We start from the raw sequence: 14333 nt of genomic DNA, 5'->3' as shown, positions 1-14333 counted from the left end.
GGCGCCGTTACCGCTTGCGCATCGTGCGGATGTTGTCGCCGACGAACAGCACCAGGCCGGCCCAGATCGCTGCGAAGCCGATCGCCTTGGCGGTATCGAACGCCTCATGGAAGAAAAACACACCCAGCAGCAGCTGCAGGCTCGGCGCGATGTACTGCAGGATGCCGACCAGTGACAGCGGAATGCGCTTCACGCCGTAGGCGAAGCCGATCAGCGGTACTGCGGTGACCGCGCCACCGAAGATCAGCAGCAGGTCGTTGCGCCAGCCCCAGCCGTGGAAGAACGCGCCGCCATGGCCGTTCTCGGCCCAGATCGCAAACGCCAGCGCCGGCAGGAACAGGTACATGCTCTCCACGCCCAGGCCGGCCACCGGATCGACCGAGACCAGCTTGCGCAGCAGGCCATACAGGCCGAACGAACAGGCCAGGCCCAGCGCGATCCACGGTGGCGTGCCCGCATCGATGGTCAGCCAGGCCACGCCCACCGCTGCCATCGCCACGGCCACCCACTGCAGGCGGCGCAGGCGCTCCTTCAGTACCATCACGCCCAGCAGCACGTTCACCAGCGGGTTGATGAAGTAGCCCAGGCTGGTCTCGATCACATGGCCGGCGTTGACCGCCCAGATGTACAGGCCCCAGTTGAAGGCGATGGTCAAGCTGGACACCAGCAGGATCGGCAGCGCACGCGGCTGTGCGGCAATCTTCTGCCACCAGTCCAGGCGCGCGCTGATCAACAGCCAGCCCAGCACCAGCACGGTGCTCCAGATGATGCGGTGGGCGATGATCTGGAACGAAGGCACCTCGTTGAGCAGGTGCCAGTACACCGGCACCAGGCCCCAGATCACGAAGGTGGACGCAGTGACCAGCAGACCCCGGCGTTGTTCTTTCTCATCCATGCTCATTTCTTTCTCGTCCTTGCCATCGTCAGCACCACCACACCCAGAAGAATCACCACCATCGCCAGCAGGTCGCGCCAGCCGAATCGCTCGCCATTGAGCAGCGCGCCCAGCAGCACCGCGATCACCGGATTGACGTAGGCATAGCTGCCGGCCAGCGCCGGGCGCACGTTCTGCAGCAGCCACACGTAGGCGGTGAAGGCGACGATGGAACCGAACACGCACAGGTACGCCATCGCCAGCAGGCCGCCGGTATCGGGCAGCGTGGTCGGGCGCTCGCCGACCGCCAGGCCGATCAGCACCAGCAGCACGCCGCCGCAGATCATCTGCCCGGCGGCGGTCATGAACGGGCCCGGCAGGTCCAGGCCGCGTGCCCACACCGAACCGAAGGCCCAGCCGACCGGCGCGATCAGCAGCAGCACCAGCCCGGTCGGCGAGGCCGTCAGGCTGCTGCCGGCATTGAGCCAGACCACGCCGAGGAAGCCGATGGCGATGCCCAGCCACTCACCGCGGCTGGCATGTTGCCCGCGCAGCGCCGAGAACAGCGCCATCCACAGCGGCACCGAGGCCACCGCGGTCGCGGCCAGGCCCGAGGACACCTCACGCTCGGCCAGCACCACCATGCCGTTGCCCAGCACCAGCATGGTCACGCCCATCACCACCAGATTGCGCCATTGCCGCAGCGTCGGGTTCGGCAGCTTCCAGAACAGGCGCAGGGCAAGGAACATCAGGCCGCCAGCAATGATGAACCGGCTGCCGGAGACCATCGTCAGCGGCAGTGCGCCGCCGTGCAGGGCCTTGGCGATGCCCAGGTAGGTCGAGCCCCAGACCACGTAGACCAGCAGCAATGCCAGCGCGACAAGGCCACCCCGGGGGGCAGCCGCAGACGAAGAGGGGGGAGCCGACATGACACACCAGGGAGCCGGGGGAAGGCGGATTCTAGGACGTTTTGAGTATGGTCCGGCACCCCGTACGGTGGCACGCTGTCATCCATCCATGCACCCTGCTCTGGTCTGCTACCCCGTGTTGACGGCTGATGCAGTACCAAGAGGGCTGCCCGGCCGCGCCGCCCCAAGGCCGGGCGCCGTTTTCCCTGCGCACGGACGCGCCGCATCGAGGATTCCCACCCAGATGAGCACCACGTCCCAACCCGCCGTACCCGCGAACGACCGCGCCGCCCTGCGGCGGTCGATCTCCAATACCCTCAAAGGCTCCGCCGGCAACCTGGTGGAGTGGTATGACGTCTACGTGTACTCGGTATTCGCCGTGTACTTCGAATCACAGTTCTTCTCGCCGGACGACAAGAATTCCACGATGTACGTGTGGGCGATCTTCGCCGCCACGTTCCTGATGCGCCCCATCGGTGCCTGGTTCTTCGGCCGCTTCGCCGACCGCCACGGCCGCCGCCTGGCCCTGACCGTCTCGGTCACGTTGATGGCGCTGTGCTCGTTCCTGATCGCCATTACGCCCACGGCGGCCAGCATCGGCATCTGGGCAGCGGTCATCCTGCTGTTCGCGCGCCTGCTGCAGGGCTTCGCCACCGGCGGCGAATACGGCGCCAGCGCCACCTACATGTCCGAGGCCGCCATTCCGGGCCGTCGCGGCTTCCTGTCCTCGTTCCACTACGTCACCCTGGTCGGTGGCCATGTGCTGGCCCAGCTGACCCTGCTGCTGATGCTGACCTTCTGGGGCAAGCCGGAAATCTCCGAGTGGGGCTGGCGCATCGCCTTCGGCATCGGTGGCATCGCCGCGGTGGTGGTGTTCTGGCTGCGCCGCGGCATGGACGAATCGCTGTCGGAGTCGTCGATCGAAGCCGCACGCGAGGGCAAGGCCCAGAAGTCCGGCTCGATGTACGAGCTGTTCGTGCACCAGTGGCGGCCGCTGCTGCTGTGCTTCCTGATCACCGCCGGTGGCACCGTGGCCTTCTACACCTACTCGGTGAACGGCCCGAAGATGATCCAGAGCGCCTTCGCGGGCAACGACCCGATGACCGGTACCCTGATCAACCTGGGCGTGCTGGCGTTCCTGATGGTGCTGCAGCCGGTCGGGGGCTGGCTGTCGGACATCATCGGCCGCAAGACCCTGCTGGTGTTCTTCGGTGTCGGCGGCGTGGTGTACAGCTGGTACCTGATCACCCAGCTGCCGCACCAGCACGACGCCACGCTGGCGTTCCTGACCCTGGCACTGGCCTTCGTCATCCTCACCGGCTACACCTCGATCAACGCGGTGGTGAAGGCCGAGTTGTTCCCCACCCACGTGCGTGCACTGGGCGTGGGCCTGGGCTATGCGCTGGCCAACTCGCTGTTCGGCGGCACCGCCCCGCTGCTGTACCAGGGCGCACTGAAGACCGGCCATGTCGACTGGTTCGCCATCTACGTCACCGCGACGATCGCGGTCTCGCTGGTGGTCTACATCTTCTTCCTGACCAACAAGGGCCCGAACTGGCTCGACGGCACCCGCAAGTAAGGGCGCTGTGGTGATCGCGGCCACCGGTGCAATGCCGGTGGCCGCTGTGGAACACCGCTCGGATGGAGCCTGCACGGTAGAGTCGACTGTCAGTCGACTGCTCTTCGATCAGATGGCGAAAAACCCCGCGCTGCGCGCGATAGTCGACTGACAGTCGACTCTACACACGCACACCGTCGTCCGCCGGCCCATCAACGGCGGGCGGATTCGCTCTTGTCACGCGCGCCGCGGAACTCTGATTCCTTTTCCCACGTCGGCCAGCGGCGGCTGTTGGCCAGCTCGGCGCCCAGGTCGTAGACCAGCAGGGTGTCGGCGGCATGGCCGCTGGGGTCCCAGCTCGGGGTCCAGGCATCGCAGGCCTGGTGGTAGCAGTCGGCGAAGTACTTCTCGCGCAGCGCGCGGCCGGCTTCAACCCCACCGTCCAGCTTGTCCAGGCCCGGGCCGATGGTGATCGCCGGCACGCCCAGGCGGGCGAAGGCGAAGTGGTCGGCGCGGTAGAAGAAGCCGGCTTCCAGGTTCGGGTCCGGGCTGTAGCTGCGGCCACGGGCCTTGGCCACGCGTTCCAGGTCGCCTTCCAGCGACACCCGGCCCTTGCCCCACGACGCGATGTCACGGGTCGGGCCATCCGGGCTGAACATCTCGATGTTCAGCACCGCCGCCGTCTTGTCCAGCGGCGCCAGCGGGTGCGCGGCGTAATAACTGGCACCCAGCAGACCCTTCTCTTCAGCGGTCAGCGCCACGAAGTACAGCGTGCGCTGGGGCTGCGGGCCGGCGGCGAACACGCGGCCCAGTTCCAGCACCGTGGCCACGCCGGTGGCATTGTCGATCGCGCCACGCCGGATGCGGTCACCCTTGGCGTCGGGCTGCCCGATGCCGAAGGCATCCCAGTGTGCGGAGAAGATCACCGCCTCGTCGCCATGCGCGCCACCGGGCATCTTGGCCACCACGTTGCGGGTCACCACCTGTTCGCGCTTCAACGCGAAGTCCACGCTCAGCTTGGCGTTGTCCAGCGCCACCGGGCGAAAGTCGGCGCGCATCGCCTTGCGCTTCTCGGCATCGAAATCGAGGCCGGCGTCGGCGAAGATCGCCTCGGCCAGTTCGCGCTGCATCCAGCCGCGCAGCGGCGTGTGCTGGGCCATTGCGTCGGCCTGGCTGCGCTCGATGTCGAACAGCGGCGAAGTGCCCGAGCTCTTCACCGTGGCCCAGCCATAGGCGGCTGGTGCAGTCTCGTGCACGATCAGCACGCCCTCGGCGCCACGGCGTGCGGCTTCCTCGAACTTGTAGGTCCAACGGCCGTAGTAGGTCACCGCCTTGCCGTCGAACGCGCCCGGTGCATCAGCCTCGAAATCGGCGTCGTTGATCAGCACCACGGCGATCTTGCCGTGCAGGTCCACGTCCTTGTAATCGTTCCAGTGGCGTTCCGGTGCGTCGATGCCATAGCCGACGAACACCAGCGGCGCATCCTTGATCTGCACGCGCTTGCGCGGCTGCAGGCTCTGCAGGGTCACGTCCACACCGTTAGCCAGCGCGCGCTTGCCCTGCTTCAGCGACAGGCTGGCCTTGGCAGCGCCATCCAGCTGGGCACGCACCAGCGGCACCGGCTGCACCCAGCTGCCGTCCACGCCACCCGGCTGCAGGCCGTAGCTGCGGAACTGCTCGATCAGGTACTGCACGGTGCGCTCCTCGCCCTCGGTGGCCGGCGCGCGGCCCTCGAATCCGTCCGACGCCAGTACACGCACGTGGCGCGACAGTGCCTGCGGATCGATGCCACCACCCGGCAGGTCATTGGCCGCATGGGCCAGGCCACCGACGAAAAGGCAGGACGACAGCAGCAACACGCGCATCGGATTCACGGCAGTACCACGGCAGGCTCGGAAGTCACCAGAGTGTAACGTGGTCGTGACATCGCGGCGCAGCCTGGGCTCAAGTCATCCACGCATGGCGTGGGTCTACCTGCTGATGCGGTCCAGCCAGCAGGCCAGGCCCTGCGCGTTGAGTTCGATGTCCATCGCCAGAACAGCGATCACCGCCGCATCGTCCAGCGCACAGCCATGCAGCTGTGCACGTTCCAGGTACAGCGCCTGCAGCGCGGCCAGCAGGCAGCGGTGGCGGTCCGGGCGGCCATCGCACTGGCGGCCGATGGTGGCCATTGCATCGATCTGCTCGAACAGGTCGTCGGCCAGCTTCTGCACCTGCTCCACGCGGCCGTAGTGGGTCAGGTACATCGCCTGCGGTGCGTAATCGAGCATGCGCTGGATCGAGGTCTTCATCGCCTCCGGGTCGAACTGCACCGGCGACGAGGTGGGGAAGATGAAAGCACCCTGCGCGCTGTCCAGCTCGCGATAGGAAATACCGAACGTATCGCCGGTGAACCAGCTGCGGCTGCGCGCATCCCATACGCAGTAGTGATGCAGTGCGTGACCGGGTGTATGCAGGAGCACCAGCTCGCGGCCGGCCAGATCGATGCGGTGCCCGTCTTCGGCCACCACCACACGGTGTTCGGGAATGGCCTCGATACGACCATAGCTGCGCGCGATCTCTTCGGCGCCGTACACCGCCGTGGCGCCGGCAATCAGCCGGGTCGGGTCGATCATGTGCGGTGCACCACGCGGGTGCAGCACCGCCTTCGCGTTGGGCAGCTGCTGCATCAGCAGACCGGCGCCGCCAGCATGGTCCAGGTGCACGTGGGTCAGCAGCAGCCAGTCCACCGCTTCCACGCCCAGGCCGGCGTTGGCCAGCGCCTGCAACATCGCAGGTACCGACAGGCCGGTGCCGCAATCGACGAAGGCCGCGCGGCCGTTTTCAACAATCAGGTAGGCCGCATCGAAGTCCGCGCGCTGGAAGCCGGTATCGATGGTGTGGATGCTGGGGTCGGCGGTCATCGGCACGCACCTGGCAGGATCGGGAACAGACGCCCATGGTAGGCGCGCGGGCGGCCCGGGTTCGATGCGGCTTTGGTCGGAGGGGCGCCATTCTGTAGAGCCGAGCATGGGCTCGGCTCTACAGAGGGCACGCGAAGTCGAGCATGGCTCGACTCCACAGAGGCAGGGTTACCGGTCCAGCCAGCGCGGCCGCAGCAACAGAGCCAGCACCAGCACCGCCAGGAATGCGCCGTAGGCGTAGAGCACCGCCAGCACCTGCGGCCAGATCGGGCCGGCGCCGGGCTGCACCACGCCGATGCGGTGCCCCCACAGCATCGAGACGATGCTCAGCGCGAATGCCAGCAGCAGGGTGGTGCCATCGAACAGGCGCCGGCGCGCAGTACGCGGCTGGCGCGGGAACAGCCAGTACAGGCTGCCCAGCAGCAGGAACCAGGGCAGGAACAGCAGCAGCGACAACCAGGCCATCGCAGACTCCATGTCATCGCGCCGGAGGCGCGTGGGCATCATGCCATGGGTGCAATGCCCTGTAGAGCCGAGCCGATGCTCGGCTGCTTTTCCGCCAAGCCGAGCGTGGGCTCGGCTCTACAAGGGCGAGCAGGTCAGGCCGCTTCGCGCAGCGCCGCCAGCGCGGCCAGCACCGCATCCACCTCGGCCTCCAGCTTGAACAGCTCGCTCTGCAGCTGGTCGCCCTGCTCGGCCTGCTTGATCACCGCGATCAGCTGGCCGGCGTCACGTGGCGAATCGAAGCCTTCGCTCTGGATCAGCAGCGTGCCGTCGCCGGCGGTCAGCTTGAAGTAGAAGCGGCCATCCTGTTCGCGGTACTGCTTGAACAGCGGCGGTGCCACGCGGGCCACGCGGGCGTCCTCGCTGGCGATGTCGCCCGCGGTGGACAGGTCGCGCAGGCCCACCGCATGGCGCAGCTCGTCCAGCAGCGGTGCCGCCAGCTGCTCGCGCAGCTGCTGGCCACGGCGCTTGAGCAGCGCTTCGATCTTTTCCGGCTCGGCCATCAGCGCGTTGTAGCGCTCGCGCAGCGGCGACAGTTCGCTGTCGATGCGTTCGAACAACTGCTGCTTGGCATCACCCCAGCTGATGCCGGCGGCAAAGGCCTTGGCGAACTCGGCGGTCTGTTCCGGGGTGGCGAAGGCCTGGTACATCTGGAACAGGGCCGAGCCTTCGGTGTCCTTCGGCTCGCCCGGTGCACGCGAGTCGGTCAGGATCGAGAACACCAGCTTCTTCAGCTCCTCGCGCGGCACGAACAGCGGAATGGTGTTGTGGTAGCTCTTGCTCATCTTGCGGCCATCCAGGCCGGCCAGCGTCGCCACCTGCTCGTCGATCACCACGTCCGGCAGCGGGAAATACTCCTTGCCGTACACGTGATTGAAGCGCTGGGCGAAGTCGCGCGCCATCTCGATGTGCTGGATCTGGTCGCGGCCCACCGGCACCTGGTTGGCCTTGAAGATCAGGATGTCGGCGGCCATCAGCACCGGGTACATGAACAGGCCGGCGCTGACGCCTGCATCTTCATCCACGCCTTCCTCGCGGTTCTTGTCCACCGCCGCCTTGTAGGCGTGCGCGCGGTTGAGGATGCCCTTGCTGGCGATGGCGGTCAGGAACCACATCAGCTCGGTGGTCTCGCGGATGTCGCTCTGGCGGTAGAACCACACGTGTTCCGGGTCCAGGCCGCAGGCCAGCCAGCTGGCCGCGATCTCCAGGGTCGCGCGCTGGGTGCGCTGCGGGTCCTGGGATTTGATCAGGCTGTGCAGGTCGGCCAGGAAGAAGAAACTCTCGATCCCCGGGGCGCGGCTGGCCGCGATGGCCGGACGGATGGCGCCAACGTAGTTGCCCAGGTGGGGCGTGCCGGAGGGGGTGATGCCGGTAAGGACTCGGGTCGTCATGACTGCGTGGGGAAACCTTCGATGAACGGGGCCAGTTTACCGTGCCAACGGTCAACCCCGTCAGGGCCTGCGGCGCGTTCATTCACCCAACCCCGCTGGAGACGCCCGATGAAACGCCTGCTGCCCCTGCTGCTGATCCTGCCCCTGGCCGGTTTCCGTCCGGCCCCGCCCCCGCCGCCAATGTATGAAGGTGGCCCGGTGCGCATGGCCCTGGTCGACCGCGACCGTGGCACCGAATTGCGCAGCTACCCCGCCGAAGGCCAGCGCTGGGTGGCCGGCGAGCGCGGCCACCGCTACGCCGTGCGCCTGTACAACGACAGCCCGCGCCGGGTGCTGGTGGTGCTGTCGGTAGACGGCATCAACGCCATCTCCGGCGAGGATGCCGATCCTTCGCAGACCGGCTACGTGCTCAACCCCGGCCAGCGCGCCGACATCACCGGCTGGCGCAAGAGCCAGGACGAAGTGGCGCAGTTCGTGTTCAGCAGCCCCAGCGGCAGTTATGCCGGCCGCACCGGCCGCCCGGACAACATCGGCGTGGTCGGCGTTGCGGTGTTCGAGGAGGCGCGCCGCTGGCGTCCGGAGCCGATCCTGCGCCGTGGCGTGCCGCTGCCGGCGCCGGCCGCGCAGGCTGAGGCTGCCGCCGATGCCAGTGCCAGCCGCATCGAGGGCTATGCCAGCAAGTCGCAGGCCCCTGCGTTGGGGACCGGCCACGGCGCACGCGAACAGTCCTCGGTACGCGATACCGACTTCGAGCGCGCCAGCCGCAGTCCGGCCCAGGTGCTGCAGCTGCGCTACGACAGCGCCCGCAACCTGCGTGCGCGCGGCATCCTGGTCGATGCACCCTCGCGCCTGCCGCGCGAACCGCAGGCCTTCCCGAACCGCTACGTGCCCGACCCGCCGGCACGCTGATCCTCGCGCCCAGACAACACAACGCCCGCAACCTCTCGGTGCGGGCGTTGTGTTGTGGGGGAAACCGTCGCGCTTACTTGTAGTCCGGGTAGTCCTTGCTCACGCTGTCCTGGAACTCACGCACTTCCTTCTCGGCGCGGTCCTTGGCCCAGCCATAACGTTCCTGCAGGCGACCGGCCAGGTACTCGGCATTGCCCTCGGCCACATCGAAATCGTCGTTGGTCAGATCGCCCCACTTGGCCTGGGCCTTGCCCTTCAGCTGCGACCACTTGCCGGAAATGATGTCTTTGTTCATTGCTGGGAATCCTTGGCTGCAACGGCGTTCTTACCGTGGCTCCAGCATCGCGCAGCGGCTGTTGAGTGCTGGTCAACCGGCAATGAAATGGATGCTCACCTGCTTGAATGGTTCACTACGCTTCGACACGTGCGCTGGAGAAAACGCGCAACAGAAAAGGCCGGGGAGATCCCCGGCCTTTTTTTCTTTCCGTTCCACTTCAGGCTCAACGGCCCTTGGCGGCATCCTCAACCTTTTCGCCAGCCTTCTGCACGTCCTTGCCGGCACCGGCAACGGTGTTGCAACCGGCCAGCAGGGCCACCGAGAACATCGACAACAGCATCAGGGCAACTACGCGCTTCATGGGCTTCTCCTTGGGTTCGCCGCTATACCGCTTCATTCGCGGATGGGGTTCGGTCGCTCGGCGGAAGGAGCCAATGCCACTGCCGCCGCGTGAAGTGCAATCTGGCGGCAGGGGCGTGGAGCGGGTGTGAACGGATCACAGATCCGTTCAGGCGGAGAGCTCAGTCACGCATCAGGGTGGACTTGCCGAACAGGCTTTCGACCAGGTCCACGGCCAGTTCGGCGGTGGCGTTCTGCTTGTCCAGCAAGGGGTTGAGCTCGACGATGTCCAGCGAACCCATGCGCCCGGTGTCGGCGATCATCTCCATCACCAGCTGCGCCTCGCGGTAGTTCACCCCACCCGGCACCGTGGTGCCCACGCCCGGGGCGATGCTCGGGTCGAGGAAGTCCACATCGAAGCTGACATGCAGGTGGGTGTTTTCGTCGATGCCGGCCAGCGCCGCTTCCACCGCGCGCTTCATGCCGTTCTCGTCGATGTAGCGCATGTCATAGACATCCACCTTGTGGGTCTTGATCAGGCGCTTTTCTTCCGGGTCCACCGAGCGGATGCCGATCTGGTGCATCTGCGCCGGGGTGATCGCCGGCGCGCTGCCACCCAGGCGGGTCAGCGCATCCGGGCCGAGACCACACAGGCAGGCCACCGGCATGCCGTGGATGTTGCCCGACGGGGTCACGTCGCTGGTGTTGAAGTCCGAATGCGCATCCAGCCACAGCACGCGCAGGGTCTTGCCCTGCTCGCGGCACCAGCGCGCCACGGCAGTGATCGAACCGATGCCCAGGCAGTGGTCGCCACCGAGCATGATGGGCATGCGGCCGGCCTGCAGTTCGGCGTAGCTGGCTTCCATCAGCGCGTGGTTCCACGCCACCACTTCATCCAGGTGGCGATAGCCTTCCACCGGCGCGGTCCACGGGTTGCGCGGGCCATCCAGGTTGCCCAGGTCGCGCACGTCCACGCCACGCGCTTCCAGCGCCTCCGGCAGGCCCGCCACGCGCAGCGCTTCCGGCCCCAGCCGAGCACCGCGATGGCCGGCACCCACGTCGGTGGGTACGCCAATCAACGATACGGAAATGGGATGGGCCATGGGTGCCTCCTGCGGGGGAAAAAGAAGCACAGTCTAGCCAGAGCTGTGTGACACCACTCGCGGCGGTGCAGCAGGGCAGGCGACCGCACTGCCCTCCGTGATGCTCCCCTTCAGCAGCGCTGCTCGTACTGCCGTCAGCGTCGGCGCAGTGGCGTCACGCTCTGCACCTGGCCGTTGTTGCGCATCATGCACAGGAAGCGGCCATCCGGATAATCGATGATCAGTTCCTGGTAATCGCTGCCCACCGGCATCTGGGTGACCAGCGTGCCCTGCGCGCCCTTGCTCATATTGCAGGAACCCAGCGCGGTATCGCCCGGCGCCGCGCTGTTGGCCGCCTTGGACACATTACGGAAGACCGCACGGCAGCCACCATTCACCCACACCGAATGCCGCGACAGGCCCCAGTTCTGGCCTTGTTCGCAGCGGGTGTGGCTGAGCTGGCGCACGATTTCCACGTTGCCACGGGTATTCAGATCGCACGATACCTGCTGCTGGCCGGTGGATTCGCAGGTGACTTCGCGCGGTAGCGCGGCGTCCCCGGCAGCGCCATCGCGAGGGCGCGCGCTGTTTGCGGCGGGCGCGGGCGCACCACTGCTACTGACCTGGCAGATGCCATTGGCGCCGCCCCGGCCGGTGTAGCTGACCTGCGGCGAGCCGTCATCGTTGCGGCTGATCGACAGGGTGATGCCGCTGTTGGCATCGCGTGCTTCGAAATAGCGGTCGTTGAAGCGCTTCAACGCCGTCTCGCGGCCCTGCACGTAGACCGGCCCGCCCTCATCGGCGTGCACATCGATGCCGCCCGGGCAGCTGGCGTTGAAGAACGGCACGGCGGCCATGGCCGGGACTGCGAACGCGGTGGACAACAGTGCGACGGTGAGCGGCAGGGCGTGGCGGCGCATGGGCGGGTCCCGAACAGGTATGTGCCCGAAGTATGCGGTGGGGAGTCGGGAGCGGTGTGTGAGGAGAATCAATATCCGGGCGCGCGTTTGGGGGTTTGTGTTTGCTATGGTGGCTGTGGCGCTCTACCCGGGCTGTTAAGCCAGCTTTACTTGGTAGGCGGTTCCACGCCTTGCAACAGCGCTGAGACCTACCGATTTCCAGCGGATGATCGCATTGCGCGATATGTCGCTTTCGGCATCGCAGCGGCGGAAACAGGCCAATCGCGATAATTCATTTTTCCTTTCAGGTCACCCGATGCCATCGAAACAATCGACTGGTAGGCGGGGGTTTGGCGTGCGCATGATGAATCGCCACCTGCAGAGGTGGCCGGGTCTTCCAAGCCCGTTTGATTGAAGCTGTATACGCTTGCCAGCCGGCGCCGTCCTCCCAGGAGCGGCGCCGGCTGGCAATCCGTTCGCCGGTCTACGGCGGGCGGTGCGTGGGGGCCCTGTGCCCGCCGGCTCATCGATCTCCGGTCTTGGAAGCCACGCATCGCCCGCCACCCTATCGTGGCGGCGCCTCTGTGCCTGACGAGGATGCCCGCATGTCCAAGACGCTCTACCCCTATCTGACCGCCACGCTGGGCGACGCCGCCCTGCATCTGCCGCTCGAACTGGCGCAGCCGTTGGAAGCCGCCCTTGCCGCCGCCAACGATGCGCCCGCGCCCATCAACCTGCCCGTCTGCCTGCGCCGCATCCATGCCGGAGATGCCGCCGACGGACAGCCGTGGCAGGGGCCATCCAGCACGCCCGGCCACGCCGTGGCCGCCGCACGCAGGGATCGCGCCGCCGTGGGCCTGGTGTCGCTGCTGGAGCTGTATCACGCCAACGAGCGCGTGCGCGTGGATGGGGAAGAGAAGGACGATATCGGCGACGGCGTGCGTGAGGGGCTGATGCTGGCCTGCCGGGGGCTGGCCGGGTATGTGGCGTTGCAGGTGCGTAGCTGAGGCTGCGGCGGTCGTCGTGTGTGTGCGGCGTTGATCGAAGGATCTGCCCACACCATACAGTGAGTTGACTCACCGGGTTGGGACGACACAACCAGCGAAAGGCGGTTTCTTCATTTTTGTTCCACCGCCTTTGCGACCGGCGCCGCGCCGACGCATCATGATCGGCGCATGTGCTTATGCTGCGCTGGCATGCAATCGCACACCCAGGGCACGGGTCACCTTCAGGATGGTGGCGAAATCGGGGCTGCGCTCGCCCGACAGTGCGCGGTACAGACTCTCGCGCGACAAACCCGCCGCACGCGCAACCTTGCTCATCCCCTGAGCGCGGGCGATATCGCCGAGCGCCTTGGCGATGAAAGCAGAATCGCCGTCGCTTTCTTCGATGCAGGCGTCGAGATAAGCCGCCATTTCCTCCGGTGTCCGAAGATGCTCGGCCACATCAAATGATTTGAGTTCGACTTTTCTCTTGATGGCCATGATGGGACAGCTCCGGTACTTCGGTATTGAGTCGTTTCGTCGACAGCCAGTTCCACGCTCACAGGGCACGCGCAATCTCCCTGGCCTTCTCGATATCGCGCCGCTGCGAACCCTTGTCGCCTCCAACCAGGAGAATCACCAACTGCCTGCCGCGCTGGGTGTAGTAAACGCGGTAACCCGGTCCTGCATCGATACACAATTCAGAAACGCCATCCGCCAGATAGCGGTGATCACCGGGATGGCCTTCAGCGAGCCGACCGATACGGGCCAGGATGCGAGCGCGTGCGGTTACGTCCTTGAGAGCGTCAATCCATGTCGCGAACTGACGGGTACGCTGGATCTTCATGGAGGACTGTAGCCTACTGACTACAGTCTTTCAACTATCGGGAATGCACGCATGGAGCTGTGCTCGGCCTCCCGTCTGGCACTCCCTCCCTCGCAGCCGACGCCCCGTCTTTTCAGATTGGAAAGTGGAATCGGGTGCGCTTTCAGCAGCTCATTGTTCACTCGTACCCGATCCGCGCTCACAAAATGCTGTGCTAGATTCAAGAGTGTGACATTGGCGCGCGAGATGCTTTCATGAATGCATGGGTCGAGAAATGCGCTTCTTCATCAGAACGTGGACTTCGGCGCCACCTCTGGATAGCAGTGCGTCGTCGCCTCGCGATCGCTGTTCCGGCGCTTGTGCTGGCAGCATGTACGAGCGCCGCGCCGCCGCCCCCATCAGATCATCTGAATCAAAAACGGCCCGTCGAATCAGGGAGTGAAACTGGTATGGAGCGGTTCAAGAACGATATCGAGCGTTTGACCAAGTTGCGTTTTGATGATGTCGACGCATTGAATGAACAGCTCCACACGCACCTGGGAGAGCCAACTCGACAAGGCTTGAGGGACGAGCGGACCGCAGAACGCGGCATGCTGGGCGGACTTGGTATCCAGAACATCACGCTGAGAAGTCCTGCCGACGATCCTACGCACGCGACCTTGATCTTTGAGGTCGCACCACCGAGCATCGCGCTCGAGGAAATCATCTGGGAGGAATCCGCCATGTATCCACCCCACCCGGATGCGCCTGATTCCCGCCCTTACTGGTCTGCTCAGGTGAACAGTGCCAAGGTTGTACTCGGGCTCTCCCTTGACCACAAGACGCTGACCTACGTATCGATCAGTCAGCGCTGATCCCTGTCATTGCGAAAGAGCCGCGA

Annotated in this window: 16 protein-coding genes; 4 read left to right on the top strand and 12 right to left on the bottom strand. The window is 65.9% G+C overall.

The genetic code is table 11. The annotated features are described in order from the left end of the window. Positions 1 to 7: 7 nt before the first annotated feature. Together rarD and yedA are read right to left on the bottom strand one after the other, a co-directional pair. Positions 8 to 901, bottom strand: a complete 894-nt coding sequence (gene rarD, locus V3B41_RS10255; protein WP_049431492.1) for an EamA family transporter RarD — start codon at positions 899 to 901, stop codon at positions 8 to 10. Beyond that, the gene (yedA, locus tag V3B41_RS10250; protein ID WP_197632531.1) at positions 898 to 1803 is read right to left on the bottom strand and encodes a drug/metabolite exporter YedA; all 906 of its coding nucleotides are present in this window, start codon (positions 1801 to 1803) and stop codon (positions 898 to 900) included. Before yedA ends, rarD begins: the two co-directional genes overlap by 4 nt. A 223-nt stretch (positions 1804 to 2026) precedes the next feature. Between yedA and V3B41_RS10245 the strand changes: the two genes are divergently transcribed. Beyond that, on the top strand, positions 2027 to 3361 hold the full coding sequence (locus tag V3B41_RS10245) for an MFS transporter (RefSeq protein ID WP_049431487.1): 1335 nt from the start codon (positions 2027 to 2029) through the stop codon (positions 3359 to 3361). Positions 3362 to 3552: 191 nt separating this feature from the next. Here V3B41_RS10245 and V3B41_RS10240 read toward each other — a convergent pair whose 3' ends face one another. The 4 genes from V3B41_RS10240 to V3B41_RS10225 all read right to left on the bottom strand — a co-directional run bounded on the left by V3B41_RS10240 (position 3553) and on the right by V3B41_RS10225 (position 8138). Beyond that, on the bottom strand, positions 3553 to 5205 hold the full coding sequence (locus V3B41_RS10240; protein WP_329861005.1) for a M28 family metallopeptidase: 1653 nt from the start codon (positions 5203 to 5205) through the stop codon (positions 3553 to 3555). Positions 5206 to 5310: 105 nt separating this feature from the next. Beyond that, entirely contained in the window at positions 5311 to 6243 is a 933-nt protein-coding gene (locus tag V3B41_RS10235) for an MBL fold metallo-hydrolase (protein ID WP_049431484.1), read from the bottom strand. Positions 6244 to 6411: 168 nt separating this feature from the next. Further along, on the bottom strand, positions 6412 to 6708 hold the full coding sequence (locus V3B41_RS10230; RefSeq protein ID WP_049431481.1) for a hypothetical protein: 297 nt from the start codon (positions 6706 to 6708) through the stop codon (positions 6412 to 6414). A 134-nt stretch (positions 6709 to 6842) separates the two neighbouring features. Next, a complete protein-coding gene (locus V3B41_RS10225) occupies positions 6843 to 8138 on the bottom strand; it encodes a tryptophan--tRNA ligase (RefSeq protein ID WP_295550124.1) in 1296 nt (431 codons plus the stop codon). A 108-nt stretch (positions 8139 to 8246) separates the two neighbouring features. Here V3B41_RS10225 and V3B41_RS10220 point away from each other — a divergent pair, with 108 nt between their 5' ends. Further along, entirely contained in the window at positions 8247 to 9047 is an 801-nt protein-coding gene (locus V3B41_RS10220; protein ID WP_329860947.1) for a hypothetical protein, read from the top strand. Between the two features lie 73 nt (positions 9048 to 9120). Here the strand turns inward: V3B41_RS10220 and V3B41_RS10215 are convergent, their stop codons facing one another. The 4 genes from V3B41_RS10215 to V3B41_RS10200 form a co-directional block, all read right to left on the bottom strand. Further along, positions 9121 to 9342 carry a CsbD family protein gene (locus V3B41_RS10215; protein ID WP_004137109.1) on the bottom strand — a complete coding sequence of 74 codons (222 nt, stop codon included), beginning with the start codon at positions 9340 to 9342 and terminating at the stop codon, positions 9121 to 9123. A 205-nt stretch (positions 9343 to 9547) separates the two neighbouring features. Next, complete coding sequence (locus tag V3B41_RS10210; protein ID WP_005407710.1) at positions 9548 to 9685, bottom strand: entericidin A/B family lipoprotein; 138 nt, start codon at positions 9683 to 9685, stop codon at positions 9548 to 9550. A gap of 160 nt (positions 9686 to 9845) precedes the next feature. Then, positions 9846 to 10766 carry an arginase gene (gene rocF / locus V3B41_RS10205; RefSeq protein WP_049431469.1) on the bottom strand — a complete coding sequence of 307 codons (921 nt, stop codon included), beginning with the start codon at positions 10764 to 10766 and terminating at the stop codon, positions 9846 to 9848. Positions 10767 to 10900: 134 nt separating this feature from the next. Beyond that, positions 10901 to 11665 (bottom strand): DUF3011 domain-containing protein, encoded by a 765-nt coding sequence (locus V3B41_RS10200; protein WP_049431466.1) that lies wholly within the window; start codon positions 11663 to 11665, stop codon positions 10901 to 10903. Between the two features lie 584 nt (positions 11666 to 12249). On the opposite strand from V3B41_RS10200, the gene V3B41_RS10195 reads away from it, so the two are divergent. After that, positions 12250 to 12651, top strand: a complete 402-nt coding sequence (locus V3B41_RS10195; RefSeq protein WP_295550113.1) for a hypothetical protein — start codon at positions 12250 to 12252, stop codon at positions 12649 to 12651. A 174-nt stretch (positions 12652 to 12825) separates the two neighbouring features. On the opposite strand, the gene V3B41_RS10190 is transcribed toward V3B41_RS10195, so the two are convergent. Further along, positions 12826 to 13128: an addiction module antidote protein gene (locus V3B41_RS10190; RefSeq protein ID WP_029380112.1), complete on the bottom strand. Its 303-nt coding sequence runs from the start codon at positions 13126 to 13128 to the stop codon at positions 12826 to 12828. 58 nt (positions 13129 to 13186) lie between these two features. Then, positions 13187 to 13474 carry a type II toxin-antitoxin system RelE/ParE family toxin gene (locus V3B41_RS10185; protein ID WP_295550109.1) on the bottom strand — a complete coding sequence of 96 codons (288 nt, stop codon included), beginning with the start codon at positions 13472 to 13474 and terminating at the stop codon, positions 13187 to 13189. 302 nt (positions 13475 to 13776) lie between these two features. Between V3B41_RS10185 and V3B41_RS10180 the strand changes: the two genes are divergently transcribed. Further along, positions 13777 to 14307, top strand: a complete 531-nt coding sequence (locus V3B41_RS10180) for a hypothetical protein (protein ID WP_197619902.1) — start codon at positions 13777 to 13779, stop codon at positions 14305 to 14307. Positions 14308 to 14333 lie beyond the last annotated feature (26 nt).

It is taken from the genome of Stenotrophomonas sp. SMYL89, assembly GCF_036319985.1.
In the GTDB taxonomy this organism is placed as follows: Bacteria; Pseudomonadota; Gammaproteobacteria; order Xanthomonadales; family Xanthomonadaceae; genus Stenotrophomonas; species Stenotrophomonas maltophilia_Q.
This window is presented reverse-complemented; position numbering and strand designations above follow the sequence as displayed.